Raw genomic sequence first — 26,566 nt, forward strand, 5'->3', positions numbered from 1 at the left:
AAAATGGCAATGACAATTGATATGCACGATGAAACAAAGGAAATTAATCATACAATACAAGAGAGTGTGATCAAGCTGATTGATTACGCAGCGGAACAGCTTGATTTGGAAGGCGAAATTGAATGTTCCATTACGTTCGTTGACAACGCGCGTATTCAGGTAATTAATCGCGATTATCGCGGTATTGACCGGCCGACTGACGTTATCTCATTCGCACTCGAAGAAATGGACGAGAATGAAGTGCCAATTCTTCCGGAAGAAGGTGAGCCGCGAATTCTTGGCGATATCATTATTTCTGTTGAACGGACACATGAACAGGCAGCTGAGTATAATCATTCCTTTGAGCGCGAACTTGGATTCCTCGTCATTCACGGCTTACTTCATTTGCTCGGCTATGATCATCAGAATGCAGAACAAGAGAAGGAAATGTTCGGTTTGCAGGAAAGTATTCTTTCTTCGTTTGGCCTAAGCAGGGACTAAAATGAACGAACATCATCCGCGAAGACACAAGAACCTGATTGACAGTTTTAAGGACGCTATTTCGGGCTTTGTGCTGGCGTTTGTCCAAGAGCGAAACCTACATATCCAGATGTTTGCCGCGATCATTGTTGTTGCTTTTTCATTGATTATTCATGTGTCAGTTGTTGGGCTGATGATTGTGTTTCTCTTAATTGGCGGTGTGATCAGTCTTGAACTGATCAACACGGCGATTGAACGAGTTGTTGACTTGATTACCCAGAATCAGCACCCATTGGCTAAAGCGGCAAAGGACACGGCTGCTGCCGCAGTCTGGTGGTTTTCAGTTATCGCCGTTACTATTTATGTAATTATTGTTTGGAGTACTTTAATGGATTGAAAATAGGAGTGTGCAAATAAATGGATGACAAGAAACTTATTGAGCTGGCGCGTCAAGCAATGCGAATGGCTTATGTGCCCTATTCGCATTATCAGGTTGGCGCCGCGCTGCTCACAAAGTCGGGCAAAGTATTTACAGGATGTAATATCGAAAACGCGGCCTATTCGGTTTGTAATTGCGCTGAGCGAACAGCAATTTTTAAGGCATTCTCAGAAGGAGAACATGATTATGAAGCCATTGCTGTTATGGCTGCGAGCAAGCGCCCGGTTCCACCATGCGGCTCGTGCAGACAGGTCATGAGCGAGCTGTGTCCAAAAGAAATGCGTGTGATCTTGTCAAATACCGAGGGGATTTCGGAAATAACAACGGTTGCCAAATTACTTCCCGGCGCCTTTGAATCGGAGGATATGCAATGAGTAAACCATTTAAATCGGGATTTGCGGCTATTGTCGGACGGCCGAATGTAGGTAAATCAACGTTACTGAATCGCGTTCTCGGACAGAAAATCGCAATCATGAGTGATAAAGCGCAAACAACGCGCAATAAAATTCACGGCATATACACAACTGATTCAGAACAAGTCGTTTTTATTGATACACCGGGAATTCATAAACCAAAGCATATGCTAGGTCAGATGATGACTTCTCTTGCGCTTGCCACATTGAATGAGGTTGATCTTGTTTTATTTCTCATTGACGCGGAACAAGGGTATGGACGAGGCGATCAGTTCATTATCGACTTCCTGAAGAAGACAAACGCGCCGGTCTTCCTCATTGTTAATAAGATCGACAAAGTGCATCCGGATCAACTGTTGCCGCTCATTGACCGGTATCGCAGTCTTTATACCTTTAAGGAAATTATCCCAGTTTCGGCACTCCAGGGTCAGAATGTAGCTACACTTATGGAGCAAATCGGCAAATACCTTCCTGAAGGACCAAAGTATTATCCCGACGACCAGATCACCGACCATCCGGAGCGTTTTATTGTCGCTGAATTAATCCGGGAAAAGATTCTTCATTTGACGCGAGATGAAGTGCCCCATGCAATTGCTGTTGTGATTGATAAGATGAAAGAGGATGAGAAGCGTCATCTAACAGAGATACAAGCGACAATCATGGTCGAACGGACTTCCCAAAAAGGAATCATCATCGGGAAATCCGGCAGCATGCTGAAGGAAATCGGCACACTGGCACGGAAGGAAATTGAAGCGTTAATTGGATCCAAGGTTTTCCTCGAACTTTGGGTTAAGGTGGACAAGAACTGGCGTGATAAGGAAGAAGAGCTTAAGAATTTCGGTTACACGTCGCAGAATAATTAATCGCTTAGTCGTATATCCTGCCTGCAACATCTTGAATTGACAATCATTTCTTCACATGTTTCTTCTCTTTTCGTCAACGCTATAGGTGAGGAGAAAAAATGGGAGGATGAGTGAAATGTTGGATCTCAGTTGGAAGCTATTTAGTATGACAGGAACAATCGGCTCTTATCTTTTGATCAAAGAAATAGAAAAGGAAAAAGATGAAGAACAAAAACAGCAAAGCTGCGAGATGAGTGATCTGAAGGAACATGCCGGGGCGTAAAAAATAATCGGCGATTAGGGAAGCAGGTGATACTGATGATGGCCAAAGCTGAAGGCATTATCATTCGTACTACCGATTATGGAGAAAGCAATAAAATCGTGACTTTATATACAAAAGAGTTTGGCAAAATCGGATTGATGGCGAGAGGAGCCAAAAAACCAAAAAATCCCCTTTCCGCAGCGAGTCAAGTTCTGTTCTATGGTCTCTGTCTTTTTAGTAAAGGCAGAGGCCTTGGTTCGTTATATCAGGCAGAGACATTGAACGCGTTTCGCGCAATTCGCGAAGATATCGAGAAAATGGGTTATGCCGCGCTAATTCTTGAACTAACTGACCGACTGACTGAGGACGGCCGACCTTCTCAGGGTATCTACAACCTGCTTTGTGATACATTGCTGCTTATGGAAAAAGGGACTGACCCAGCGGTTTTATCCTCCATCTATGCACTGAAAATGATGCCTCAGGCGGGAATTGATCCTGAATTGACATGTTGTGTTCATTGCGGCGAAAAAAAGGATCATTATTTGTTCTCCGTGTCCGAAGGTGGGTTTCTTTGCAGCACCTGCGCGAAAGTGGACGATTACGCGCTGATTCTAAGCCAAGCAACGCAACGATTACTGCCACTAATTAGAGCCATTCCCCTTGATAGACTTGGAAAGGTATCATTAAAATCAAAAACGATTGGCGAGATCGAATCAATAATATATGCTTATTATGAACGAAATGCCGGAATTAAGTTGCGTTCCAGGCATTTTATTGAGCAATTAGCCAAATTTCGAACCAATGACTAATTGATTGCCTGAATTGGAATGAATTTTTTTGCACCGGGATCAAGAAGCGCGCAGCTGAAGTATCATTCAAGCACATAGTTGATGAATGAAAGCTGTATTCAGAGTGACGACGAAGGACTGTGCTATGCGCGGTTTTTCTAATAAGTAAAGAGAGCATATGATTTTTTGCCAAATCAAAAGGTTATGAACCAAACGCGTAGGTGCGAGACTCCTGCGGGATCAGCGAGCCAGGGGAGACCCCGCAGGCATTATGGTCTGAGCCGAGGAGGCTCCCGGATCGCCCGCGGAAAGTGAGCAACCGAAGCGTAAAACCAGGCTGGCTTAAGGACTGTGCTAGGTGCAGTTTTTCTGATAGAAGAATTAGGGGAGGCGATTGCTTTGGATCTTAATGATAGACAACACAAAATTATTCAAATAGTTAGAGAAAAGGCGCCGATAACCGGAGAACAAATTGCGGAACAGTTAAACGTAACACGTGCGACACTCAGACCTGATTTGGCAATCTTGACAATGTCCGGTTTTCTTGAAGCTCGTCCGCGCGTCGGCTACTTCTATACAGGACAAACATCGGGTACGATATTATCTGAAGAAGTTCGGAAATTGAAGGTTGGGGAATTCCTGTCGTCACCTGTTGTTATTGCAGAAAGTGCTTCCGCATACAAAGCCGTGTGCGAAATGTTTGTTGAGGACGTCGGATCGTTGTTTGTGGTTGACAATAGTGGATTGCTCGCTGGTGTCCTGTCACGGAAGGATTTACTCCGAACTGCGATTGGATCTCAGGATATGAATCAGGTTCCGGTCAGTGTGATTATGTCTCGAATGCCAAATATTGCCTATTGTAAACATGATGATACAGTAGTGGATGTCGCCCTATTGCTCATCACAAAGGAGATTGACGCGGTTCCTGTTGTACGGAAAAAAGGGAATGGCTTTGAAGTCATTGGTCGAATGACCAAGACAAATATAACAAAGGCATTTGTAAGTCTTGCAAATGTAGGTGAATCCGAAAAGGGCGATAGTGAGTGATTCAATTTATTGAGAAATTACATCGCTTTTTTTGACGATTTTTGTATCTTTAAAAAAGAAAACAGGTTTTACTGTTTTAATAATAGAATTTAGTTTATAATAATATTTTGTTGCCCTGCGCAAGATTCGACAATTTGTGACACTATTTGAAAAATAAAAACATAAAAGTACATGCAGGATTTTTACAAGGAAATAGAGAATGCTTAAGATGATGAAAAAGATCACACTATTTGTCGACGCAGATGCTTGTCCCGTAAAGAATGAAATCTTGACTATTGCGCATACCTTTGACCTTGATACCGTTTTTGTTGCTTCCTATGCCAGCTATTCAGCGAATCGTGAAGGAACATGGGTTTTTGTCGATCAGGAAAAAGAGGCGGCCGATCTTTACATCGTCAATCACGTCTCTCCTAATGACGTTGTTGTTACACAGGATATTGGGCTTGCAGGCTTGCTCACCAAACGGAATGTTTTTGTACTCTCAATACGAGGCCAATTGATTAATGAAAAGAATGTGGAAGCGTTGCTTGACCGGCGATATCAATCGTATCACGCACTCAATGCCGGAGAACGAGTTAGAGGGCCAAAGCCGTTTACAAGCCAAAATCGTAAATATTTTTCAGAAGCCTTAATAAAACTGTTATGCCAACTCGATCATTGGGATATAAATAAGTAATAATACTGGTGGTGCATGGCCATTTGCAACTTCAGGAACAGGTTATTGAAGAAATTAGGAAATCACTGGATATTGTTGATGTTATCGGCAGTTATGTGCAGTTAAAGAAGCAAGGAAAAAATTATATTGGTCTTTGCCCGTTTCACTCGGAACGGACACCTTCATTTTCCGTCTCGCCTGATAAACAGCTCTATCATTGCTTTGGATGCGGAGCCGGCGGCAATTTATTTACGTTTATGATGGAAATTGAGGGCATGTCCTTCACCGAGGCAGCCCAATCTCTTGCTGATCGCGCGAATATAGATTTAGGACCTTCTGTTACAAAGAATAACGCATATCGTGATCCGAACGATCAAAAGAGGAAACAAATTACTGAGGGATTGGAACTTTTAACGAAATTTTATCATTATTTATTGACAACCGCAAAATATGGTTCGTCTGGTATGCGTTATCTTGAGGGGCGTGGATTTAATTCAGAAGTGATTGAGCGATTCCGAATCGGTTACGCGCTCGACAGCTGGGAGGCGGTGACTCATCTGCTTCAGAAAAGAGGCGTTAGTCTTGAATTCATGGAGCATGCGGGACTGATTAAGAAACGCGGGTTTGATAACAAATATTTTGACAGGTTTAGAAATCGGATCATTTTTCCGATTTTTAATATGAGCGGAAAAACGGTTGCTTTTGGCGGACGGACGCTTGGAGAAGATAAGCCCAAATATTTGAACTCACCTGAGTCAGATGTATTTCATAAAGGCAGTATCCTGTATGGCTTTCATTTGGCGAGACAGGCGATTAGGAAAAGCAGCCAGGTAGTCCTTCTTGAGGGTTATGTGGATGTTGTTCGAGCTCATCAGGTCGGGGTAACCTGCAGTGTCGCATCAATGGGAACCTCGTTGACGGAAGCTCAGGCGGCGGCATTGACGCGGATGGCCGACACAATTATTATCTGCTATGACTCAGATACAGCAGGGATAGAAGCAAGTTTTCGAGCAGCAGAACTGTTGCAGGGAAATGGGAAAGTCATAAAAATAGCAAACATGCCGGAAGGTCTTGACCCCGATGACTACATTCGTAAATTTGGCGGCGAACGATTTAAAAGTGATGTAATAGGGGCAAGCCAAACATTGATGACTTTTAAAATGAATTATCTTCGAAGAAAAAGGAATCTAAGTGATGAAGGAGATCGACTCCTCTATATTGAAGATGTATTGAGGGAACTGACATCACAGCATCGAGCGGTCGAACGAGATCACTATCTTAGATTGCTTTCGGAGGAATTTTCAATTTCCCTTGATTCCTTGAAGAAACAACTGCACCAGATGAGTGTCACGGCAGTAAGACGCGATAAGCGAAGAGCCCGCGTCGCACCGCTTGCCCGGAGTAATCGGATTCCACCTGCATATGAGATGGCAGAGCGAAGACTGCTCGCACGAATGATGAGAAGCAGGGAAATTTCTGATCAGGTCCGGGACACATTAGGCGGCTCATTTACGATTGATGTCCATCAAGCCTTGGCCGCATATCTTTACGCATACTATGCTCAAGGTAATCCGCCGGATGAGGGACTATTTCTTCAGAAACTCGAAGATCCGGCACTGCAGCGCAAGGTGACGGAATTATCATTGATGCCTATGAGTGATCAGGCGGATGATGGGGAAATTGAAGATTGTGTGAAACAAGTCATCAGGCATTCTAAATCATCGCTGATTGCGGATAAGGAAGAGCAGAGAAAGAAAGCTGAGCAAAGCGGGGATTATGAATTGGCGGCTCAGCTGCTATCCGAGATTATCAGTGTAAAAAAACAGTTAGGACATTTTTAAGTTAAGCATGATCAGTATTTGGAAGGAGGGGGTCAAATGGCTGGAAAAGTCAGCAAGACGGATCAAGAACTAACGGTGGATCAGGAAAAAGAACATCTGTTGGAACTTGGCAAGAAACGGGGTTCTCTTACCTACCAAGAAATATCAACCCGGCTTGCTCCATTTGATCAGGAACCGGAACAGATGGATGAATTTTATGAGACGCTTGCCGATCAAGGCATTGATGTTTCAGATGAATCCGAAGCGCCGGCTTCCGATGTTAAGCATAAAGAAGAGGAATTCGATCTGAATGATCTCAGTGTTCCGCCGGGCGTCAAAATTAACGATCCCGTCAGAATGTATCTAAAGGAAATCGGTCGGGTGGATCTGCTGTCTGCCGATGAAGAGATCACACTCGCAAAACGAATCAATGATGGCGACGAGAGCGCAAAACGCAGACTTGCCGAAGCCAATCTCCGCCTTGTGGTCAGTATCGCGAAGCGTTATGTTGGTCGCGGCATGTTGTTTCTCGACCTCATTCAGGAAGGCAACATGGGTTTAATGAAAGCCGTTGAGAAATTCGACTATACGAAGGGCTTTAAATTCAGCACCTATGCCACATGGTGGATTCGTCAGGCAATCACTCGCGCCATTGCCGACCAGGCGCGCACCATTCGTATTCCTGTACACATGGTTGAAACCATCAACAAGCTTATTCGTGTTCAGAGACAACAGCTTCAGGATCTTGGACGCGAACCGACACCCGAAGAAATCGGCAAAGAAATGGAATTATCACCGGAAAAAGTACGCGAGATTTTGAAGATCGCGCAGGAGCCTGTTTCACTCGAGACACCGATTGGTGAAGAAGACGACTCACATCTTGGCGATTTCATTGAAGACCAGGATGCCAAAGCGCCATCGGAGGCCGCAGCTTATGAATTGTTAAAGGAACAGTTGGAAGATGTTCTTGATACACTGACGGACCGCGAAGAAAATGTATTACGTTTGCGTTTCGGCCTTGATGACGGACGGACACGAACATTGGAAGAGGTCGGCAAGGTCTTTGGTGTGACAAGGGAGCGAATTAGGCAGATTGAAGCCAAGGCTCTACGTAAGCTTCGCCATCCAAGCAGAAGCAAACAACTAAAAGACTTTCTTGACTGAGCGAAACACGGTTGCTCCCATAAGGGGGGGCAATTTTTTTTTGTTCTTCGATAGCTGCTGCTCATTTAGTTGATTACCTTTGACTTTCATTTTAAAGAGTTTGATGACCAGATGCAACTCGCCCGGAAGTGAAAACAGTCAAAACAGATTTTGTTTCTGCAACTCTTCCTCTATTTTAATATATTTTGAAAACGTTATCAAATTACACCCATAACATTTTTCTTAAATTGGGGTTTTGCAGTGTTTGTGTTACGATAGCAGTTGATACGAATGATAAGGATTGTGACTATGGAAACGATACATTTATCTCCAAGATTGAATGCTGTTCTTCAATTTATTCCAAAATCGGCATATTTGGCCGACATCGGATCGGATCACGCGCATCTGCCTAGCCGAGCGATCCAAGAAGGCCGCATAGACTTTGCGATCGCGGGTGAAGTCAGACGGGGTCCCTATCATCAGTCTGTGGTCACTGTCGCGTCGCTTGGACTGCAGGACAAGATTGATGTCCGGATGGGTGACGGACTTGACGTTATCCGTGAACCCCACGAAGTGAACGCTATTGCGATTGCAGGAATGGGCGGTGAGTTGATTGCGGATATTTTGGAACGTGGAAAAGAAAAAATTGGACCTGATACGGTATTGATTTTACAGCCGAATATTCGAGAAGCGCGTGTCCGGCGATGGCTTGATCAAAACGGCTGGATTATTTCTGATGAAGCCATTGTCAATGAAGGCCATCATGTCTATGAAGTCATTCACGCGCGTCAAGGCAGCAGAACACAACCGTTATCCGAGCAGGAACTATTGATGGGGCCGATGCTCTCATCCGAGAGAAATCCGATATTTATCAAAAAATGGCAAAGCAGAGAACGCAGACTCATCGGTATTCTGCACGCACTTCAGAATACAGAGCATTCGGATGAGGTGCTGGCAAAAATAAAAGAGAGTCAGAAAGAATTGCATTTGATTCGTTCATGTTTCACTAACCACTGAGTGCGTCAAGAAGGGAAGCGAATACATTGGAAAACTGGATTTCCGGCGAACGATTAATTCAACGATTTGAAGAATGGGCGCCGAAAAAGTTAGCCTATGAGAAGGACAAGATCGGTCTTCTAGTGGGGACTCTGCATAAAAAAGTGAAACGCGTGATGGTGACTTTGGATGTACTCGAAAATGTTGCCGAAGAAGCGGCTGATAAGCAGGCTGATTTAATCATTGCCCACCACCCGCTCATCTTCCACCCGCTTAAAAATGTCCGCTCTGATGAAGGGCAGGGGAAAATTGTTACAACATGCGTAAAAAATGACATTGCCGTCTATGCAGCCCATACAAATCTTGATATTGCTGAAGGCGGGGTCAATGACATGCTTGCAGCACAGCTCGGGTTGAAGCATACACAAATTTTACAGCCGACCTATCATGAACCGCTGTATCAACTTGTTGTTTATGTACCTCAAAGCCACGCGGAAACTCTTCGTCAGGTGATCGGAGATGCAGGGGCAGGTTCCACCGGCAATTACAGCCATTGCAGTTTTTCTGTTCCAGGATCGGGCCGCTTTCTTCCACAATCAGGTGCCAATCCGTATCTTGGCTCAGTGGGAAAGATGGAAAAGACAGATGAACAGCGGATTGAAGCGACGGTTCCAGAGCACTTGCTTCGCACGGTGGTGGCAAAAATGATTCATGCACACCCATATGAGGAACCCGTTTATCAGGCAATCCCCATTCAAAATAAGGGAAAAGCGTACGGACTTGGCAGAATGGGAAAGCTTCCGGAGGCCATGCCTTTTGAACGTTATTGCCGCCTTGTAAAAGAAAAACTAGGTATAGACGGTCTTCGCGCTGTTGGGCCGACAGATGCACGCATTCGCACTGTGGCGGTCTCAGGCGGCGATGGAAACAGTTTGATTCCCTTTGCAAAATACAGAGGGGCAGATGTGTTAATCAGTGGCGACATTTACTATCATACGGCTCATGATGCGTTGCTTTGCGGACTTAATGTTATTGACGCGGGCCATTATATTGAGCGCGTGATGAAAGAAGGCGTGAAGCAGTATTTAACCCGGGTTATTAAAGAAGAACATTCTGATACAGAAGTGCTGATTTCAGAGTCGGTAACTAATCCGTTTCGGTTTATCGTTTAATTAGAAAATGGACGGAAGCCACAGCAACAAGCCCTCTCAATATAAATGAGAGGGCTTGTTGCATGATGGTGCCGGATTGAAGACTGCGCCGACAATGAGCAGCTGTATTGAGCCGATTCTGTTTATTCGTTTTCAAGTGAATTTTTTCCTGTGAAAAACAATTCAGCTTTGCTGATCGGGATCGAGCGCATGGCGGGTTGACCCGGTGCTTTCAGATAGACAAGTGTCAGTTTGCCGCCATGATTTTTTTTGTCATTAATGATTTTCCGGTAAAATTCTGCGCTTCCAATCAACGAAGAATTCAACGGGAGCTCCGCTTGCTGAAGACGCTGAATCAGGCCATCCGAAGTACCGTTTTTCGTCAGACCGTAATCTTCGAATAACTGTGCTATTTGAGCCATCCCAATGCTGATCGCTTCACCGTGAGCGAGTGCGCCATCGGAAAGAAGTTCAATCGCGTGGCCGATTGTGTGTCCGAAGTTCAGAATCTGTCTCAGACCTGTTTCTTTTTCGTCCCGACAGACAATCCTTGATTTATAGGTGATACTTTGACGAATAAGCGGCTCCACCTGAGTGACAATTTCATCCGGATGGTGCACGTCACCGGTCATCTGCCAGAATTCTCCGCCTTCTAATGCAGACATTTTGACAATCTCGGCATAGCCTTCGCAAATAAAACGCTGAGGCAGGGTTTTCAGCGTATCAGGATCAATAAAAACCGCATCGGGTTGGTGAAAGGTGCCAATAATGTTCTTAGCTGTGTCTAAGTTAATTGCCGTTTTTCCGCCGACGCTGCTGTCAACCTGTGCCAAAAGCGAAGTGGGTATTTGAATGTAAGCAATACCGCGCATATAGGTTGAGGCAACGAAACCGGCGAGATCGCCGACAACACCCCCTCCGAGCGCAAGTACACCGTCTGATCGCGTGAACTGGTTTTTTGTCAGCAATCGGTATAGCCGGATCGCGTTTTCCCAGCTTTTGGCCGACTCACCGGCGGGTACTTGAAAAGCGACGGCGTGGAATCCCGCTGTTTGCAATTGCCGGATGATGCGCTCTTGATACAGCGGCGCGACATGGCTGTCGCTGATAATGGCTATTTTCCGTGGCGACCAGATCCCAGTAAGCAGCGAACCCAGCTGTTCGAGAATCCCGCGTTCAATAAATAGTGGGTACTTTTTATGCGGTAACGCTACAGACATTTTCACAGTCAGTTCTCCCATGATTCCATGCATTTCCGAAGGGCGGCAGCGCGCTTTGTCATGGTCAGGTAATCATTAGGTTTGAGCGCTTGCGGACCATCGGACACTGCTTTTTCCGGATGATCATGAATTTCAACGATCATACCACTGGCACCAGCGGCAGTACCAGCATATGCGGCGGGAGCAACCAAATCTCTAAAGCCGACCGCATGACTTGGGTCAACGATAACTGGATAGTGCGTCAGTTTCTGCAGGACCGGAACCGCTGCCACATCAAACGTATTTCTGGTGTATTTGTGATCGAATGTCCGGATTCCGCGTTCAATTAAAATAATATCGGTATTACCGCCACTGGCGATATACTCGGACGCATTCAGAAGGTCATCGATGGAAGCAGCCATACCGCGCTTCAACGCAACCGGAACAGAGGTCTTTCCTACAGCTTTTAATAAAGAAAAGTTTTGCATATTTCGTGCGCCGATTTGTATCACATCTGTGTATTCCGCAACCAGTGCCACATGGGTCTCATCCATTACCTCGGTAATGACATCCATTCCATTTTCATCCGCAGCTTTGCGCAGGTAGCGCAGTCCTTTTTCACCCAGGCCTTGGAAGGTGTAGGGTGAAGTCCGTGGCTTAAATGCGCCGCCGCGCAGAACGGATGCACCGCCAAGGCGGGCAATTTCAGCCATATGCCGAATATGATCCTCAGATTCAACGGAACATGGACCGGCCATGATTGTAAAGGTGTCGGCACTGATTTTTGAGTGAGGCAGCTGAACAGTGCTGTTATCCGGATGAAAACTGCGGCTTGCTTGAACATAAGACGGCGTTTCCGAAACGATTTGCTCAATGACCTCGGATTCTTGATCTGAAAGCTGGCAGTGATCAAGGCCGACAACCGCCATTCGCAAACCGGACATAACTACCTGCTTATGCATTTCCCTGAATTTTGATTGAAACGCCTTTTGCATTTCCGGTGTGACTGATTGTTTAAATGTGATAATCATATAATTTACCTCACTTTAAAATGGTTTTTGGGTATCTTCGTCATTAATTGTTCCTGTTCAGACGGATGGTGATACAGAATCAATGAGTTGCAAATACTGGTCGACAATATGATTTTCGGTGAATCCGTAAGCTTGCAGGAGTTCGGTTGCTGGCCCGCTGGATCCGAATGTGTCCATGCCAATCCGGATGCCCTCCGTTCCTACATAGCGTTCCCAACCGAGTGTTGCTCCCATTTCAATTGACAGTCGGCGTCGGACACAGGATGGGAGCACCGATTCACGATAGGCATCGCTTTGGTGTTCGAAACGATCGAAGCAAGGCAAGGAGACCACGGAAACGTCATGTCCGGTCTGTCTCAAAATCTGCTGAGCAGCAACAGCAAGTCGGACTTCCGAGCCGGTCGCGATGAATATCGCTTCGGGACTGGCACCTGTTTGCGGTGAAAGAACATATCCACCGCGTCGAACCCCTTCACGCGCGCGTTCCGCCGAGTGTCGCAAAACCGGCAGTTGCTGTCGAGAGAGTGCTAGGATGGTGGGCCGATCTAATGTATCTATAGCCGCTTCCCAAGCTGCAACTGTCTCGTTCGCGTCTGCCGGGCGAATGAGTGAAATTCCAGGCATCGTCCGCAAACTCATCAGGTGTTCGACCGGCTCGTGAGTCGGTCCGTCTTCGCCAACGGCAATTGAGTCGTGCGTGAAGATATAGATGACTGGAAGCTTTTGCATAGCAGATAGACGGATTGCGCTTCGCATGTAATCAGAAAAAACAAGAAATGTTCCTCCGAATACCCTACTGCCTCCGTGAAGCATCATACCGTTTAATATAGTCCCTTCAGCGAATTCACGAACACCGAAAGCGATGTTTCTGCCGTCACGATTTGCTGCACTGAATAAATCGCTGTTTTCAATATCCGTTTTATTCGAACTGGCTAAATCTGCTGAGCCGCCCCATAGGTAAGGGATTTTTTTTGCTAAAATTTGGATCATGTGGTGACTGATTTCACGGCCGGACGCCTCTGTCCCAACGGCGTATTGCGGAAGAAATTCCTTCCATGCGCTTGACGGCTTGTTGCTGAGTGATTGTTTTAATTGCTTCGCTTGTTTAGGAAAATCGATTGACCATTGATTCATACGGCGGATCCATTCAGCTTCAGCCTGCTTGCCGCGCTTCGCCACGCAGTCCGCAAAACGTTGATAGACTTCTTTGGGAATCGTGAATTCAGGAAAATGCCAATTGAGTCTGGTGCGCAGATTTGCAATTCCGGAATCACCAAGCGGTGTACCGTGAACACTGTTTGTTCCTTGACCAGGTGCGCCGAACCCGATCACGGTACGAACTTCAATCAAGGTCGGACATGAGTTCTGCTCTTTTGCCCTGCAAATCGCCGCATCAATTTCGTTTAAATCATTACCGTCTTCTACGCATTCATAGTGCCAACCATAGCTTTCGAAGCGTCCACGGACATTATCAGAATAAGAACGCCCTGTTGCACCATCGAGTGAGATCTCATTTGAATCGTACAGGACGGTCAATTTGCCAAGCTTCAGGTGCCCGGCCAGGCTGGCTGCTTCATGAGACACGCCTTCCATTAGATCGCCGTCGCCGCACAATACGAACGTGCGATGGTTAATCATTTCCGCTTGGTCAGTGTGATACATAGAAGAAAGGTGAGCTTCCTCCATAGCCATACCGACGGCCATTCCCAATCCCTGTCCAAGCGGCCCGGTTGTCGCGTCTACACCGCACGTCGTTCCGTATTCGGGATGTCCCGGGGTTTTGCTGTTCAACTGGCGAAAGTGTTTTAAATCATTGATCGTCAAATTGAATCCTGACAAGTGAAGCAGACTATAAAACATGGCTGATCCGTGACCTGCCGACAGAACAAATCGGTCGCGGTTAAACCATTTTGGATCCTCCGGATTATGGCACAGATGATTGCGCCACAAAACATAAGCCATCGGGGCAGCCCCGAGCGCAAGCCCCGGGTGTCCCGAACCCGCCAGCTCGATACATTCACAGCTCAGCATGCGCACGGCATTGACACATAATTGATCGATGGAATCGATTTTCATACTTCCTTCACTCCTTCCTGTTTCTCTTTTTAATAACCTTATGAACTGAAAAAAGTCCCGCGGCTATCATTAAACCGCGGGACTCTCTTCCGGATCATTCGCCGGAAATAGGGAAAAGCCGCACAGTTTATTGACCTTGGATCGGACAACATCAATGCGGCTTGTTGTTTAAAATGCATGAAAAACAACTTTGGCCAGCACGGATGCAAACGGAATGTGTTTGCATCTGCGTGACTCGCGAGATACAAACACTAACTAAACCAGCCAAAGTAATAATATCGATTGTTTTGGAAACAACTTTTTTGTTTTATCATCATTTTAAAAACTCCTAAACCAGTTGGTGTGAAATACAATAACAATTTGTATGATGAATGTCAAGATAAATTTGAAAAAAGACAATTGTCATTCGATGTCAATCGCTTCCGTGAATTGACAGAGTTCAGATTGCGTGCTACGCTCTCGATAAAAAACAGAAAAGAAGGAAAACGATGAGTGCTGTCTTATTAAGAAATTTAATGATCGGGTCCGGTCGGCAGAAAATCTGTGTTCCGATCACTGCCGGTACGCCTGAAGAAGCAGTGAACTCGGCTGAAGAGATTCTTAAAGGTCCGGTTGATTTTATTGAGTGGCGTATTGATTATATGAAAAACAGTTCTTTGACCACTATTTTGGCTACTGCAGATCAGCTTCATACCGTGTTGGGTCAAATTCCTCTGCTCGCCACATTTAGAAGCGTAGATGAAGGAGGAAAACAATCTATCGGAGAAGAGGACTATTTCCAACTGTACGCTACATTGGCGAAGCAGAAACTTGCAGACGCATTCGATTTGGAACTGTCTCGTCCGGCTAAGACCCGAATGCGTTTGGTAAAACGGTTACACGAAATGGGAAGTAAGGTCGTCTTCAGCGCGCACCATTTTTCATGTACCCCGTCCGAATCTGTGATCATTTCGACCTTGAAAAAGATGGAGGCCGAACACGCGGATATCGCAAAAATTGCGGTAATGCCCTGCTCACCGGCGGATGTGCTGATTTTAATGAATGCAACCTTAAAAGCGAGTGAAACAATGACGGTGCCAATTGTCACGATGTCCATGGGGACTTTAGGCAAATTGTCAAGAATCAGCGGTGCAATTACAGGATCGGCGGTTACCTTCGGCAGTGTAGATCAAGCCTCTGCTCCCGGTCAGATTGAATTGAAATTTTTGAAACAGGTACTGAATGAATTGTCTGCAAATTAAATGAGTGGACATGCGCAAATCAATACGCTCATATGGCCTGCCCTCTATGAAAAGGGAGATCCGTATGAGCGCATGGATTGCAAAAAAAGCAGATACGTTTACTTAACTTTTCCTCATTTTTACTTTCACTTTTGGCAGGATGTTTTTGTTCTTCGCCGCTTGACTGTCTGTTGACCAAGTTTCGGGATTTTGCGGATCATATTGATCGAGAAATAAGATGACTTCCTTGGTGAGCTGTGTGGGTGTCGAGGCGCCTGCTGTCACGGCCACCTTCTGCACACCGTCGAGCCACTCAAGCTTAAGCTCCGAGAGATCTGCGATACGATAAGAGCGTGTATGCGCGATCTCCTTGGATACCTGTGCGAGCCGGTTTGAATTATTGCTGCGCGGATCGCCGACAACGATAAGTAAATCGGCATCCTTGGCTTGAGAGGCAACTGCTTCTTGACGTGTCTGAGTCGCTCGGCAAATCTCATTGAAATTCTCCGCTTGCGGATATTTGGATTTAATATAATTCATAATATCCATGACGTCCCACTGGCTCATGGTCGTTTGATTGGTAATTAGAATCTTGTCCGTTTCCAATTGGAGCTGATCAACATCCGCGATGGTCTCGACAAGATGGACAATTTCAGGAGCAACACCGATCGCGCCTTCTGGTTCCGGATGCCCTTTCTTGCCAATATAAATGACGTGATAGCCTTCCTTTTTCTTTTCCTGAATCAGATTGTGGGTTTTTGTAACATCGGGACAAGTCGCGTCGATCGCAGTCAACCCTTTTTCTTTGGCGATACGCCGCACTTCAGGCGAGACACCATGTGCAGTAAAGATAACCGTTCCTTGATCAATGTCATCAAGAAGGTCAATTCTTTTTTTTCCGCGAACATCAAGCGTAATGATACCGTCATCTTTCAAAGCCTCTGTGACATGAAGATTATGGACGATCATTCCTAATATATAAATCGGCCTTGGCAGGTCCGGATTCATGGCTGCTTGTCTGGCGATGACCAGTGCGTCGACAACACCGTAGCAATAGCCTCGCGGTGAGACTTTAATTACGTTCATGTAAATCTCCCCGTTCTGCAGTTCCTGCATAAATTAGTTCCATCAATCATTATAAATGAGGCAGAGAGGGAACACAATGAATCAGCAGTCACTAGATATACATTCGTGGAACGGAGGGATGTGTCGGCAAATCCTCGCTATTCATCAGCGATGCGGCGACATGTGCTTTGTGCTGTTTTGTGGTGCCTTTCACTGTTTTTGAAGCTGTAGCTGAATGGTTGGTATCTTTGACTGACTCAGCTTTTTTTTTCTCGGTTTTCTTCGGCAGATCATCTTTTTCCTCGGTTTTCGTTGGTATATCACCTTTTTCATCAGGTTCGGTTTGTTCGTTTTTCTCTGTTGATGAATTGCCCTGAAGTCCTTTCAATGCACCGAGAATGGCCGGAGCGTTCTTAACCAATGGCCCAAACTGTTGAATCATAGGAAGCACGGATTGAGCCGCTTGAATCGCTTTCTGCGCATTCATAATCATTCCTACAAAGTCCAAGTTTCCTGCTGCGCCAGTCGAACCAGGTGAAAGAAATGATGAAATAAGTCCGCCAATTCCGCCTCTTGATTGAGCCTGTGGGTCGGAAATTGGAGGAACTTGAGGAGCCCTTTCAGGAAAAATGGGCGGAAAGCCGCGTGTTGGAGTCATGGGCGGCGTATGGGACTGAGGCGGATTCCGGAAAAATGGCTGCTCTGGCCCATGCTCAAACGGTGGCATGTTTCATCATTCCTTTCTTAAGGATATTCTAAAGGGATACGGGGTACTTGCTGATAGTCAGTGTATGCTATCGTGCCTAATTCGTGACAATCACTGATAAGGCGCTTGCACGGTGTCTATGGTAAAATAGCAAGGGTAGAGGAGGGGTTGTCCATGCTTAGAATCGGGTCTCATGTCCATATGTCCGGTACCAAGATGCTTCTTGGCGCCAGTGAAGAGGCAGTGTCATTCGGAGAAAATGTAATGATGATTTATACAGGTGCGCCGCAAAATACTGTTAGAAAACCGATTGAAAAGTTAAATATTGAGGCCGGCCATAAACATATGGAGGAGAACGGTGTTGAGGAAATAGTCGTTCATGCTCCATATATTATTAATATAGCCAATACGGTAAAACCAGAGACTTTTGCATTAGGTGTCTCATTCCTTCGTAAAGAAATTGACCGAGCGGAAGCCATTGGCGCAAAACAAATCGTTCTTCATCCGGGCGCACATGTAGGCGCTGGTGTTGACGCAGGTATAAACAAAATTATTGAAGGACTGAATGAGGTGCTTGAAGAAAGGGATAAGGTTCAGATTGCGCTTGAGACGATGGCCGGAAAAGGCAGTGAATGCGGCTTTCAATTTGAGCACCTCGCGCGAATCATCTATGGTGTGAATTTGAATGAAAAACTGTCGATCTGCTTCGATACGTGCCATACAAATGATGCAGGTTATTCGGTGGCCGAAGACTTTGATGGCGTGCTTAATGAATTTGATCATATTGTCGGTGTCGAACGTATTAAAGTGGTTCATGTGAATGACAGTAAAAATGCGCAAGGCGCGCGCAAAGACCGCCATGAGAATATCGGGCTTGGTACAATCGGTTTCAACGCGTTAAATTATATTGTGCATCATCCGCAGCTTGAAGCTCTTCCGAAAATTTTGGAAACACCATATGTCGGTGCGGACAAGAAAAGTAAGAGGCCGCCGTATAAGTACGAAATCGACATGTTTAAAGAGCAAAAATATAATGAAAAGCTGATTCAAGATATTGAAGCCGGATAAGGCTAAGATCTTTGGAGTGATGAAAACCGGAGTTCCTATACAGGACTCCGGTTTTCATTTTACTCAAAATCCCTTGGCTAGTTGCTCAAACTGTTTTTGCAAGCTTTCAGCAAGTTCAGGGCCAATTTCCTCATCAAGAATGAGTCGAAGCTGCTTTTGTCCCGCAGGCTGAAACACGTTTATATTTTTGTTCTGCACGCGTATAGCAACATTTTCTGCTTGTTGTTTTGTAACCGGAATAGAGTATTGTCGCGCATATTGATAGAGCTCTGCAGGTGTTATTTGATTCATTTTCTGAATCACTAGCTGCTCAATAATTGGATTCAAAAGCGTCACCCCAATCCATTTAGAATGCATTCATTGAATAGACTATGACTGCGCAAATAAAATGATGTCATCTTTTGAAAAGTTGATTTTTCTGAAAAATGTCGGAACTTGTCTAACAATAATTGCCATTAAAAAGTGCCATAGGGTCGATGATTAAAGTATAATTAAGGAAAATAAGAGCGACATAAAAAGAGAATAAAGTACCTAAAGCTTCTGCGCAAATAAAATGGGAAATCGGCACAGATAGGTATGTTTTATTTTTTGGGGAATGGTGAGGGTTGTTACTAATACAGAGGAGTGATCATCATTATTTACCGAGAGTCCTTTCTTTCTGTTTCAGAAAAAGATCAATTTGAAGAACAATTATCTGTGGAAATACGTTTTTGCATAAATTCTGACGGCTATATTTTAGAGTGCAATAAAAAGGGACAAGCATTAGTAGAACGATATGGGCCGTATTTTCTTCATTTTTTTCCAGACTATATCGCATGTGAGGCGAAAGATTATTTGGACGCGATCATGAAAAGTGATGATATCGTCTCCGCCTTGCTTTGTGATAAATTAAGTGATCGAGATCTTGGCACTTTATATAATGGCATTTCGAAGGATGGGAAAATTATTTTGGTTGGATACCGGACCCAAATGTTTACTCATCTTGCGGGCGAAATCGTCCATGAATTACGAAATCCGTTAACTGTCATTAAAGGATTTATTCAGTTATGCGGCTATACAAAAGAATATGACAAATACCAACCGGTAATCTTATCGGAAATTGATCGGATGTATACGATTTTAGAGAATTTCTTGACATTGTCGTTAAGAAAAAGCAAGTGTCAACGTATGAATCCTGATGAGGTATGCAAATCGCTTATTTCATTATTGTCGGCGGAATGCGTTGTTAATAAGGTTAGGCTTGATTATGATATCGCTTATTCTGAGAGCGTATGCAAAATTGATCTTGATAAAATTAAGCAAGTCATGATTAACTTACTGCGTAATGCATTGGAGGCTTTTGACGAGCATACCGGTGAAAAAAAGATCATGTTTCGCGGCAGTGTTGAGGATAATGGCTATCGCTTTTCATTAATTGACAACGGACCGGGTATGGAAACTGATGTGCTGAACAATTTGGGCAAACCTTTATTTACAACAAAGGCAAAGGGAACAGGTATTGGCTTATCCTTGTGCAAGAAAATTATTGCCGACCATCAGGGTACTTTTTGTATCAGCAGTGTTAATGGAAAGGGCACGACTGTCAGCTTTTTTCTTCCGTTTGTATCGCCATAATCATTATTTCCATAATGTACATCTGTGAAAATGATCATTCTGAGTCACACTATAGCTGATCCTAAAATGAAAGCGAGGGGTCATTGTGGCTGATAAGGATCATTTTCACAATGAAGACTCATTGTACGATAAGCAGAGCGCCTATCATAATGAGGAGTATGCGAGAGAATTAGCTGCCGATCAATATGATCCGGAAGCGGGAGGATCTCGAGCGGACGATGACTATTCTGATCATCGCCGTGTTCTTGAAGGCGGAAAAGGTGTTGGCTGGCTCGCGCTTGTTTTCTCCGTGATTGCTTTGTTCTTTTTGCCGATTGTCCTGGGCATTGCCGGTATCATTATCGGCTATATTGCGCTCAGGGAAGGCGCGCGAACTCTTGGGGGATGGGCGATCGGCATTGGCTGTTTAGCCGTGCTGATTCAGTTGCTTTCACCACTATTTTGGTAACAAATAAAAGAACCCTTACGAAAATAAGGGTTCTTTTATTTGCATAAGCATATTTGTAGAATGATGTATGTGATGCATGTTACACTTAACGTGTGATTATTCGAACTTTATAAAAAGGAATGAGTGCTATGGATACGATTGAAGCGATAAAAACAAGGCGATCGGTGCGTAAAGTATCGGATCAAAAACCTTCTAAAGAACTGATTGAACAAATTTTAGACGCGGCAAGACGCGCGCCAAATCATATGAATACGGAACCATGGCATTTTATCGTGCTAACAGGTGAAGGCCGGAACAAGCTTGGTGAAGTATACGGAAAGATCAACCAGAAAGGTCTTGAAGGTGAGAGCCAAGAAAATCTTGATGCTGCTTATGACAAAGGGCTGGCAAGTGCCAAACGCGCGCCAGTCATCATTGTTGTGACCATGGAACCAAGTGACAATCCACGCGCTATTGAAGTTGAAGATATTGAAGCTACCGCTTGCGCGACTCAAAACTTGATGCTTGCCGCTCACGCACTCGGGCTGGGCACAATGTGGCGTACGGGCGGTGCCGCGTATACTGAAGAAGCAAAAAAACAATTTGGCGTTAGTGATAAGGGCAGAGTGCTAGGCTTCATTTATGTTGGCTATCAAGCGGAAGGAACCACACCGAAAGTTCCTGAACGCAAATCTGTAGCCGAGGTCACCGAATGGGTAGACGCTTAATCATTGCGGAAAATAGATGAAGAATCAGTTCAAGACCGGATATTCTCCGGTCTTTTTTTGCAAGAAAAGAACGTTTATCGTTTTGCCTTGCCGGTACGACGATAAGGTCATAAAATTCGGATGGACGATTAGGTAAGCCGCCCAGTCTAAGAAATAAACGGAAAAATTCCGCTTATTTAGAAAATGAATGAAAAAATAGCTTAAATAGACGGAGAAATTCCGCTTATCGCATCGAAAAACGTGAAAATAGAGGATTTTTCCGTGCATAAGCGGAAAAATTACCCTTATTTACCTGTAAAACAAGCACCATGATGCAAATAGCCGGAAAATCTCCGCTTATTTTACTCGTTACTTAATTAAGGATCATTAGAAGACTTGGCTGCGCTTACACTCGTTTCCTTTAAATGTTTTCTTATACTTTCCTACCAGTTTGAACTAGAAATGTCTGTTCAAGCCAAGGTTGATGATTCAAAACCGCATTTATAGTAAGTCACCGCATCCTGTGGAGTAAGGACCGTGCTTTTTGCCCGGTTTCTCGTGTAATTCCGTTCTGATACTTATGCCGCGTTAAGTCAATAACACATTTTTACCGGGTCATACGTCATAAATTCATTCGTTTGGTCATAGTAATGATTCAAATGCTTGTACATGTGAAATGGAAGGGATTTGAAATATGACGACTACGCATGTTATTACCTATGACGACGCGGTGAACAATCGTATTTTCTCGACCGGACTTTTCGCCTCACGAATCGTGGTTATGATCCCCGCGCATAATGAGGAGGACTCCATTGCAGATGTTCTAAAGAGCTTGTCCGAGCAGTCACTTCCTAAAGGGTTGGAACTTGATGTCTATATTGCGCTCGATCATTGCACCGATAATACAGAAAAATCAATAGCTGTTTGTAACGAGTTCTATCAGTTGTCACTTTTCCTTCTTCATACGATTAATAATAGACAGAGAAAGGTAGGTGCGCTAAATCAGCTTTATCAATTGTTCTGGGGGAACCCGAATGACCCGGATCATAAAGAAATCGGGGATCAGCAGAAGGCTTATGTAAACAGCGTTGTGGCGTTTGTCGGTGTAGACGCCGATGTTTATCTTGATAAAGAATGTATTCGAACATTGTGGAAAGAACTCAGTCATAATCATAAAATCGGGGCTGTTTCTGCAAATTATACGTGTTTGATGCCGGAAAGCGCACGACGAGCATTAAGAAACGATCCAAATCGAGAACGACTAATTCGGAAAGGAAAATATGGCAATGCGTTGAATCGATGGTGGGTCGCGCAACAAAATCGTGAGTTCGCTCAATGGACGATGAAACAAAAATACTGCAACCACTTTGCTGAAATCGCGGGCGGCCAATGCAGCATTTTTCGCCCGGAAGCTGCGAAAGAAGTCCGCGAACGCTATAAATTGAATGGTCTCTATGACGATAAGTCGGATACAGAAGACTTATTGCTGACTCAGTATGTGCGGGCGTGTGGCTGGGTGTGCTTAATCAGTGAAAGCGCACGGTGTTATGTGGACAGTATGAAGACGCTGCATACCTATTCCAGCCAACGGAACAAATGGGTATCCGGTACAACGGATTATATGCTTCAGGATGGTCTTAAAACCAAATACTCCAGAAGATTGTGGATTCAGGAGTCCGGACTATTTTTAAATCTGCTCATTCGACTGATGTTTGTGATCTTGGTTGGTTTGTCATTACTCACAGACCAATTTTACTGGAACTGGATCTGGATTACGCCGATCATCGCCGCATCGCTGCTCAATTTGGTGCTGACTCTTAAAACGCCGAATAGCCGCTTTCTGGATGTTATTTTGGCTACTCTACTCATCAGTCCGGAAATCTATCTGTGGATAACGATCAGTATTCATATTAATGTATGGGCAGCTAAGTTCAGGATCAGCAAACAAGACGGTTGGGAGAACCAGTACCGCGCGGAAACCGGCCAGACGCGTTCTCGTGCTCTTCTGTATTTTATCTTGTTTCTTTTATTCATTGCGTTCGCCGCGTACTACGTTAAATTGAACTATAGTATGCTGACGAGCCCACCAATTCAGCGAGCACTTAATCCGTACCTGATGCAAGGGTTCGTGCTGCTGACCATTCTCACCATTTTTGAGTTTGCTGTGATGCTGAATCAGCTTTGGAAGCTTAGAGGTCCATATAAAGCGTAAAAAGAAGCTGTCGCGCAGACGGGGATTCCGGACTGTGCGGCAGCTTCTTTTAATTGAATCATATTGTGTAATGAATTAGATGTTAACTTCTTCCTGCTCCGCTTTCTTTTTCGCAAAGTAATCCGCGGCCAACTTGTCAATTTCAATTTTTAATTCGTCAACCATGCGATCTTCAGGAACCTTGCGGATCACCTCGCCATGACGGAACAAGAGTCCTTCACCGCGACCGCCGGCAATACCGATATCGGCCTCTCGAGCTTCACCCGGACCATTAACCGCGCATCCGAGAACGGAAACTTTAATCGGCGCGTTAATTTTAGATATATATTGCTCCACTTGATTGGCGATCTTGATTAGGTCGATTTGGATTCGTCCGCAAGTCGGACAGGAAATCAGAGTGGCAGCGTTGGTCAATCCGAAGGTTTTTAACAATTCTCGGCAAACCTTGATTTCTTCAACAGGGTCCGCGGATAGTGAAATACGAATGGTATTGCCAATGCCTTTGTTTAATAAAATCCCCAGCCCAGCGGCACTTTTAATGCTTCCTGAGAAAAGCGTTCCGGATTCGGTAATCCCTAAATGGAGCGGATAATTAAAGGTGCGCGAAGCCTTCTCATAGGCTTCGACAGCTAGATTAATATTTGATGCTTTTAAAGAAACGATAATGTCGTGAAAATCGAGATCTTCAAGAATTTTAATATGATGGAGCGCACTCTCAACCATTCCATCTGCCGTAGGGTAGCCGTATTTCTCTAGAATATGTTTTTCCAGCGAACCAGCGTTCACACCGATACGGATTGGTATATGCTTTTCTTTTGCAGCGCGCACAACTGCCTCGACATTCTCTTGTTTCCCAATGTTGCCGGGATTAATTCTAATTTTATCGGCGCCGCCTTCAATCGCCTTCAATGCCAACTTATAGTTGAAATGAATGTCCACAACGAGTGGAATATGAATTTGTTTCTTAATTTCCGGGATCGCAAGCGCGTCCTCCATGGTCGGGCATGCGACGCGTACCATCTGACAACCGGCATCTTCAAGACGATGAATTTGAGCGACTGTTGCTGTGACATCCCTCGTTTTCGTTGTTGTCATACTCTGTATAATGACTTCATTGGATCCGCCAATGGTTAGATTGCCAACCTTGACTTTTCTCGTTTTCGTGCGGTGTGTAATTTCAGACACGAGCGATTCGCTCCTTCGTAAATAAGTGAATGATTTGTGAATCTTTCAGATATGGTCAGTATAACATGAATTCGAATCACTTGCCTGAATTAATGCGTCTATGAAAGGCAAGACAGACGCAAGAGATTCAATGGTTCTTAAGGAGTTCCGGTTGTTGATGAATCGGACGACTTGTCATAGCGAGGGAAGGCGTACGTTTTCCCGATTTGAAGATGATTTGGATTGACCGAAGGATTCAGAATCGCAAAATCTTTTAGTGTCTTTTCGATTGATGGCTGTTTCTCATTAATACGTTCGGTAATTGAGAGCAGGGTATCACCCGGAGCTACTGTAACTCGTTGATAAGAGACTGCGGCTTTTTCAGATACTGTTGGTGTCACTGGTTGTGCTGCTTGTCCTGCAGGAAGTGATCCTGATGACAGATCGACATAGCTTGTCCAGCAAGCCACAATAAAAAGGATTGTGAAGAATCGTTTTTTCATCGCTCAGCTTCTCCGTTCAAGACGCAATTTTTGCCTGTTAAGGCGCTATTATCATGTATATGCCGGTGTACCCAATAATATGCTTGTTTTTCTGAAAAAGTTAATGATTTTTAAGAGAAGCTTTCCCTGATCCGTTAGGTATGGTTTAATTAATAATTGAAGAAAGGTATCTGGATAATCATCATATTTTAAATGTAGAGATAGAAAAGATTCATATAAAGAGGAGGAACAAAATGGAATTGCTCTCTTATCCTGCAGGCGGATTTATCATTATTTTACTCGCGTCTTGCTTTTTGTTCGCGGAGCTTCTTGTCAAAGCGAAGGGATTACTTGCTCTGACAGGCAGCGGACTTTTTATCTATTATTTCTTGCATTTCCTTACGGATCAAGCGTCACCGTGGATTTTCTTACTGCTTGTCGGCGGATTGCTGCTAATTATTATTGACGGCAAATTGTTCACAACCGGAATTATCGGTGTGTTCGGTTTTATTCTCATGATTCTTGGCTGCGCACTGCCGACGCCGTCTCTGCTCTATGGCATGCTGGTTGGTATTGCCTTCGTAATTGGGTCCTGCGGTTCGCTTTTCTTTCGAAAAATACTGCCGCAACGCGATTATCTGGATAAATTGATGCTGCATGACAAGCTTTCCAGCGACAAAGGCTATAATTCCATAAACAGTGATTACCACGAACTGATTGGCAAGGAAGGAAAGACGATGACACCGTTCCATCCAATTGGTACAGTGAAAATCGATGGGAAAAACTATAGCGCAATTACTGATGGCGTTTTTCTGGAAAAGGATGTACCTGTTAAGGTGATCTCTGTCGACGGTACGCGGATCTTCATCGATCAATTGAATGCAGGCGAATAAGCGGATGTGCGGCGGTAATTAATTTAAAATGAATTTATGAAAAAAAGATATTGTCATATCCAACCAGATATGGTATATTATTTCTTGTCCTTAGGACAGGCAATAACGTTTGAAAAGATTTTGTTGACAAGCCTTGGTGCTTGTGATAAATTAATTCATGTTCTGATTTTGTTCCACAGTAGCTCAGTGGTAGAGCAATCGGCTGTTAACCGATCGGTCGTAGGTTCGAATCCTACCTGTGGAGCCATGGCGGTGTAGCTCAGCTGGCTAGAGCGTACGGTTCATACCCGTGAGGTCGAGGGTTCGATCCCCCCCGCCGCTATTTTTTTGTTTTATTTCACTAACCATGGCGGTTATGGTGAAGTGGTTAACACACCGGATTGTGGTTCCGGCATGCGTGGGTTCGATCCCCATTAACCGCCCGTGGACCCTTAGCTCAATTGGTTAGAGCTGACGGCTCATAACCGTCCGGTTGTAGGTTCGAGTCCTACAGGGTCCACCACTTTTCATGGAGGAATACCCAAGTTTGGCTGAAGGGATCGGTCTTGAAAACCGACAGGGGCTTCACGGCTCGCGGGGGTTCGAATCCCTCTTCCTCCGTTGATACATAATCAATACCCATACGCAAACACCCGGAAGTAGCCATTTAAAGGCATTTCCGGGTGTTTTACTGTTTTCAGATCGTCA

General features: G+C 44.7%; 27 protein-coding genes and 5 tRNA genes. 24 read left to right on the plus strand and 8 right to left on the minus strand.

From position 1 onward, the window contains the following. Window positions 1-3: 3 nt before the first annotated feature. The 12 genes from ybeY to ABWW58_RS02230 all read left to right on the plus strand — a co-directional run bounded on the left by ybeY (window position 4) and on the right by ABWW58_RS02230 (window position 10,036). Window positions 4-480, plus strand: a complete 477-nt coding sequence (gene ybeY, locus ABWW58_RS02175) for an rRNA maturation RNase YbeY (RefSeq protein WP_353867621.1) — start codon at window positions 4-6, stop codon at window positions 478-480. Window position 481: 1 nt separating this feature from the next. Next, on the plus strand, window positions 482-856 hold the full coding sequence (locus ABWW58_RS02180) for a diacylglycerol kinase family protein (RefSeq protein WP_353867622.1): 375 nt from the start codon (window positions 482-484) through the stop codon (window positions 854-856). Window positions 857-876: 20 nt separating this feature from the next. Further along, window positions 877-1,272, plus strand: a complete 396-nt coding sequence (locus ABWW58_RS02185) for a cytidine deaminase (RefSeq protein ID WP_093669977.1) — start codon at window positions 877-879, stop codon at window positions 1,270-1,272. Further along, the gene (gene era, locus ABWW58_RS02190; protein WP_353867623.1) at window positions 1,269-2,174 is read left to right on the plus strand and encodes a GTPase Era; all 906 of its coding nucleotides are present in this window, start codon (window positions 1,269-1,271) and stop codon (window positions 2,172-2,174) included. The genes ABWW58_RS02185 and era overlap by 4 nt, the downstream gene beginning before the upstream one ends. Before the next feature lie 106 nt (window positions 2,175-2,280). Then, entirely contained in the window at window positions 2,281-2,436 is a 156-nt protein-coding gene (locus ABWW58_RS02195) for a YqzL family protein (protein ID WP_445783405.1), read from the plus strand. 35 nt (window positions 2,437-2,471) lie between these two features. Continuing rightward, entirely contained in the window at window positions 2,472-3,224 is a 753-nt protein-coding gene (recO, locus tag ABWW58_RS02200; protein ID WP_353867624.1) for a DNA repair protein RecO, read from the plus strand. A gap of 372 nt (window positions 3,225-3,596) precedes the next feature. Further along, window positions 3,597-4,250: a transcriptional regulator CcpN gene (ccpN, locus tag ABWW58_RS02205; RefSeq protein ID WP_353867855.1), complete on the plus strand. Its 654-nt coding sequence runs from the start codon at window positions 3,597-3,599 to the stop codon at window positions 4,248-4,250. A gap of 199 nt (window positions 4,251-4,449) precedes the next feature. Next, the gene (locus ABWW58_RS02210; protein WP_353867625.1) at window positions 4,450-4,926 is read left to right on the plus strand and encodes a YaiI/YqxD family protein; all 477 of its coding nucleotides are present in this window, start codon (window positions 4,450-4,452) and stop codon (window positions 4,924-4,926) included. Between the two features lie 23 nt (window positions 4,927-4,949). After that, complete coding sequence (dnaG, locus tag ABWW58_RS02215; RefSeq protein ID WP_353867626.1) at window positions 4,950-6,746, plus strand: DNA primase; 1,797 nt, start codon at window positions 4,950-4,952, stop codon at window positions 6,744-6,746. A gap of 36 nt (window positions 6,747-6,782) precedes the next feature. Next, window positions 6,783-7,889, plus strand: coding sequence for an RNA polymerase sigma factor RpoD (gene rpoD, locus ABWW58_RS02220; RefSeq protein ID WP_093669989.1), 1,107 nt, complete (start codon window positions 6,783-6,785; stop codon window positions 7,887-7,889). 288 nt (window positions 7,890-8,177) lie between these two features. After that, window positions 8,178-8,885, plus strand: a complete 708-nt coding sequence (locus tag ABWW58_RS02225) for a tRNA (adenine(22)-N(1))-methyltransferase (protein ID WP_353867627.1) — start codon at window positions 8,178-8,180, stop codon at window positions 8,883-8,885. A 26-nt stretch (window positions 8,886-8,911) separates the two neighbouring features. Next, window positions 8,912-10,036: a Nif3-like dinuclear metal center hexameric protein gene (locus ABWW58_RS02230; protein WP_353867628.1), complete on the plus strand. Its 1,125-nt coding sequence runs from the start codon at window positions 8,912-8,914 to the stop codon at window positions 10,034-10,036. A gap of 122 nt (window positions 10,037-10,158) precedes the next feature. Here ABWW58_RS02230 and aroB read toward each other — a convergent pair whose 3' ends face one another. From aroB to tkt, 3 genes are read right to left on the minus strand one after another with little or no spacing between them, the layout of a single operon-like run. Continuing rightward, the gene (aroB, locus tag ABWW58_RS02235) at window positions 10,159-11,235 is read right to left on the minus strand and encodes a 3-dehydroquinate synthase (protein ID WP_353867856.1); all 1,077 of its coding nucleotides are present in this window, start codon (window positions 11,233-11,235) and stop codon (window positions 10,159-10,161) included. Window positions 11,236-11,243: 8 nt separating this feature from the next. After that, the gene (gene aroF, locus ABWW58_RS02240; protein WP_353867629.1) at window positions 11,244-12,245 is read right to left on the minus strand and encodes a 3-deoxy-7-phosphoheptulonate synthase; all 1,002 of its coding nucleotides are present in this window, start codon (window positions 12,243-12,245) and stop codon (window positions 11,244-11,246) included. Between the two features lie 57 nt (window positions 12,246-12,302). Beyond that, window positions 12,303-14,321, minus strand: a complete 2,019-nt coding sequence (gene tkt / locus ABWW58_RS02245) for a transketolase (protein ID WP_353867630.1) — start codon at window positions 14,319-14,321, stop codon at window positions 12,303-12,305. Window positions 14,322-14,809: 488 nt separating this feature from the next. Here tkt and aroD point away from each other — a divergent pair, with 488 nt between their 5' ends. Beyond that, window positions 14,810-15,562 carry a type I 3-dehydroquinate dehydratase gene (aroD, locus tag ABWW58_RS02250; protein ID WP_353867631.1) on the plus strand — a complete coding sequence of 251 codons (753 nt, stop codon included), beginning with the start codon at window positions 14,810-14,812 and terminating at the stop codon, window positions 15,560-15,562. A gap of 102 nt (window positions 15,563-15,664) precedes the next feature. On the opposite strand, the gene ABWW58_RS02255 is transcribed toward aroD, so the two are convergent. Further along, the gene (locus ABWW58_RS02255) at window positions 15,665-16,627 is read right to left on the minus strand and encodes a 4-hydroxy-3-methylbut-2-enyl diphosphate reductase (protein WP_353867632.1); all 963 of its coding nucleotides are present in this window, start codon (window positions 16,625-16,627) and stop codon (window positions 15,665-15,667) included. Between the two features lie 91 nt (window positions 16,628-16,718). Beyond that, complete coding sequence (gene vrrA, locus ABWW58_RS02260) at window positions 16,719-17,333, minus strand: VrrA/YqfQ family protein (RefSeq protein WP_353867633.1); 615 nt, start codon at window positions 17,331-17,333, stop codon at window positions 16,719-16,721. Between the two features lie 153 nt (window positions 17,334-17,486). Here vrrA and ABWW58_RS02265 point away from each other — a divergent pair, with 153 nt between their 5' ends. Beyond that, window positions 17,487-18,380: a deoxyribonuclease IV gene (locus tag ABWW58_RS02265; RefSeq protein WP_353867634.1), complete on the plus strand. Its 894-nt coding sequence runs from the start codon at window positions 17,487-17,489 to the stop codon at window positions 18,378-18,380. A gap of 63 nt (window positions 18,381-18,443) precedes the next feature. Here ABWW58_RS02265 and ABWW58_RS02270 read toward each other — a convergent pair whose 3' ends face one another. Next, complete coding sequence (locus ABWW58_RS02270) at window positions 18,444-18,707, minus strand: DUF2624 family protein (protein WP_353867635.1); 264 nt, start codon at window positions 18,705-18,707, stop codon at window positions 18,444-18,446. A gap of 297 nt (window positions 18,708-19,004) precedes the next feature. On the opposite strand from ABWW58_RS02270, the gene ABWW58_RS02275 reads away from it, so the two are divergent. From ABWW58_RS02275 to ABWW58_RS02290, 4 genes are all read left to right on the plus strand, one after another. Further along, a complete protein-coding gene (locus tag ABWW58_RS02275) occupies window positions 19,005-19,994 on the plus strand; it encodes an ATP-binding protein (protein ID WP_353867636.1) in 990 nt (329 codons plus the stop codon). Window positions 19,995-20,079: 85 nt separating this feature from the next. Beyond that, window positions 20,080-20,442 carry a hypothetical protein gene (locus ABWW58_RS02280; RefSeq protein WP_353867637.1) on the plus strand — a complete coding sequence of 121 codons (363 nt, stop codon included), beginning with the start codon at window positions 20,080-20,082 and terminating at the stop codon, window positions 20,440-20,442. A gap of 128 nt (window positions 20,443-20,570) precedes the next feature. Then, window positions 20,571-21,149 (plus strand): nitroreductase family protein, encoded by a 579-nt coding sequence (locus ABWW58_RS02285; RefSeq protein ID WP_353867638.1) that lies wholly within the window; start codon window positions 20,571-20,573, stop codon window positions 21,147-21,149. A 673-nt stretch (window positions 21,150-21,822) separates the two neighbouring features. After that, entirely contained in the window at window positions 21,823-23,340 is a 1,518-nt protein-coding gene (locus ABWW58_RS02290; protein WP_353867639.1) for a glycosyltransferase family 2 protein, read from the plus strand. A 75-nt stretch (window positions 23,341-23,415) separates the two neighbouring features. Here ABWW58_RS02290 and ispG read toward each other — a convergent pair whose 3' ends face one another. Beyond that, on the minus strand, window positions 23,416-24,525 hold the full coding sequence (gene ispG, locus ABWW58_RS02295) for a flavodoxin-dependent (E)-4-hydroxy-3-methylbut-2-enyl-diphosphate synthase (RefSeq protein ID WP_353867640.1): 1,110 nt from the start codon (window positions 24,523-24,525) through the stop codon (window positions 23,416-23,418). A 137-nt stretch (window positions 24,526-24,662) separates the two neighbouring features. After that, window positions 24,663-25,007 carry a protein YqfZ gene (gene yqfZ / locus ABWW58_RS02300; protein ID WP_353867641.1) on the minus strand — a complete coding sequence of 115 codons (345 nt, stop codon included), beginning with the start codon at window positions 25,005-25,007 and terminating at the stop codon, window positions 24,663-24,665. Window positions 25,008-25,240: 233 nt separating this feature from the next. Between yqfZ and ABWW58_RS02305 the strand changes: the two genes are divergently transcribed. The 6 genes from ABWW58_RS02305 to ABWW58_RS02330 all read left to right on the plus strand — a co-directional run bounded on the left by ABWW58_RS02305 (window position 25,241) and on the right by ABWW58_RS02330 (window position 26,479). Then, on the plus strand, window positions 25,241-25,879 hold the full coding sequence (locus tag ABWW58_RS02305) for an NfeD family protein (protein WP_353867642.1): 639 nt from the start codon (window positions 25,241-25,243) through the stop codon (window positions 25,877-25,879). 172 nt (window positions 25,880-26,051) lie between these two features. Next, window positions 26,052-26,126, plus strand: a tRNA-Asn gene (locus ABWW58_RS02310). Window position 26,127: 1 nt separating this feature from the next. After that, window positions 26,128-26,201 (plus strand) — tRNA-Met (locus tag ABWW58_RS02315). A gap of 27 nt (window positions 26,202-26,228) precedes the next feature. Further along, a tRNA-His gene (locus ABWW58_RS02320) sits at window positions 26,229-26,301 on the plus strand. A 3-nt stretch (window positions 26,302-26,304) separates the two neighbouring features. Further along, window positions 26,305-26,381 (plus strand) — tRNA-Ile (locus tag ABWW58_RS02325). 8 nt (window positions 26,382-26,389) lie between these two features. After that, window positions 26,390-26,479, plus strand: a tRNA-Ser gene (locus ABWW58_RS02330). Window positions 26,480-26,566 lie beyond the last annotated feature (87 nt).

The sequence above is a fragment of the Sporolactobacillus caesalpiniae genome (genome assembly GCF_040513385.1).
Taxonomy (GTDB): Bacteria; Bacillota; Bacilli; order Bacillales; family Sporolactobacillaceae; genus Sporolactobacillus.

What these genes read in the sequence shown, in the direction of transcription:
- ABWW58_RS02255 (WP_353867632.1), bottom strand. Translation starts at nt 16,627, where the DNA reads ATGAACGTAATTAAAGTCTCACCGCGAGGCTATTGCTACGGTGTTGTC.
- aroF (WP_353867629.1), bottom strand. Translation starts at nt 12,245, where the DNA reads ATGATTATCACATTTAAACAATCAGTCACACCGGAAATGCAAAAGGCG.
- ABWW58_RS02285 (WP_353867638.1), top strand. Translation starts at nt 20,571, where the DNA reads ATGGATACGATTGAAGCGATAAAAACAAGGCGATCGGTGCGTAAAGTA.
- ABWW58_RS02195 (WP_445783405.1), top strand. Translation starts at nt 2,281, where the DNA reads ATGAGTGAAATGTTGGATCTCAGTTGGAAGCTATTTAGTATGACAGGA.
- ABWW58_RS02210 (WP_353867625.1), top strand. Translation starts at nt 4,450, where the DNA reads ATGCTTAAGATGATGAAAAAGATCACACTATTTGTCGACGCAGATGCT.
- aroB (WP_353867856.1), bottom strand. Translation starts at nt 11,235, where the DNA reads ATGTCTGTAGCGTTACCGCATAAAAAGTACCCACTATTTATTGAACGC.
- rpoD (WP_093669989.1), top strand. Translation starts at nt 6,783, where the DNA reads ATGGCTGGAAAAGTCAGCAAGACGGATCAAGAACTAACGGTGGATCAG.
- ABWW58_RS02185 (WP_093669977.1), top strand. Translation starts at nt 877, where the DNA reads ATGGATGACAAGAAACTTATTGAGCTGGCGCGTCAAGCAATGCGAATG.
- ABWW58_RS02290 (WP_353867639.1), top strand. Translation starts at nt 21,823, where the DNA reads ATGACGACTACGCATGTTATTACCTATGACGACGCGGTGAACAATCGT.
- ABWW58_RS02305 (WP_353867642.1), top strand. Translation starts at nt 25,241, where the DNA reads ATGGAATTGCTCTCTTATCCTGCAGGCGGATTTATCATTATTTTACTC.
- ABWW58_RS02180 (WP_353867622.1), top strand. Translation starts at nt 482, where the DNA reads ATGAACGAACATCATCCGCGAAGACACAAGAACCTGATTGACAGTTTT.
- ABWW58_RS02265 (WP_353867634.1), top strand. Translation starts at nt 17,487, where the DNA reads ATGCTTAGAATCGGGTCTCATGTCCATATGTCCGGTACCAAGATGCTT.
- tkt (WP_353867630.1), bottom strand. Translation starts at nt 14,321, where the DNA reads ATGAAAATCGATTCCATCGATCAATTATGTGTCAATGCCGTGCGCATG.
- ABWW58_RS02225 (WP_353867627.1), top strand. Translation starts at nt 8,178, where the DNA reads ATGGAAACGATACATTTATCTCCAAGATTGAATGCTGTTCTTCAATTT.
- vrrA (WP_353867633.1), bottom strand. Translation starts at nt 17,333, where the DNA reads ATGCCACCGTTTGAGCATGGGCCAGAGCAGCCATTTTTCCGGAATCCG.
- yqfZ (WP_353867641.1), bottom strand. Translation starts at nt 25,007, where the DNA reads ATGAAAAAACGATTCTTCACAATCCTTTTTATTGTGGCTTGCTGGACA.
- recO (WP_353867624.1), top strand. Translation starts at nt 2,472, where the DNA reads ATGATGGCCAAAGCTGAAGGCATTATCATTCGTACTACCGATTATGGA.
- ybeY (WP_353867621.1), top strand. Translation starts at nt 4, where the DNA reads ATGGCAATGACAATTGATATGCACGATGAAACAAAGGAAATTAATCAT.
- aroD (WP_353867631.1), top strand. Translation starts at nt 14,810, where the DNA reads ATGAGTGCTGTCTTATTAAGAAATTTAATGATCGGGTCCGGTCGGCAG.
- era (WP_353867623.1), top strand. Translation starts at nt 1,269, where the DNA reads ATGAGTAAACCATTTAAATCGGGATTTGCGGCTATTGTCGGACGGCCG.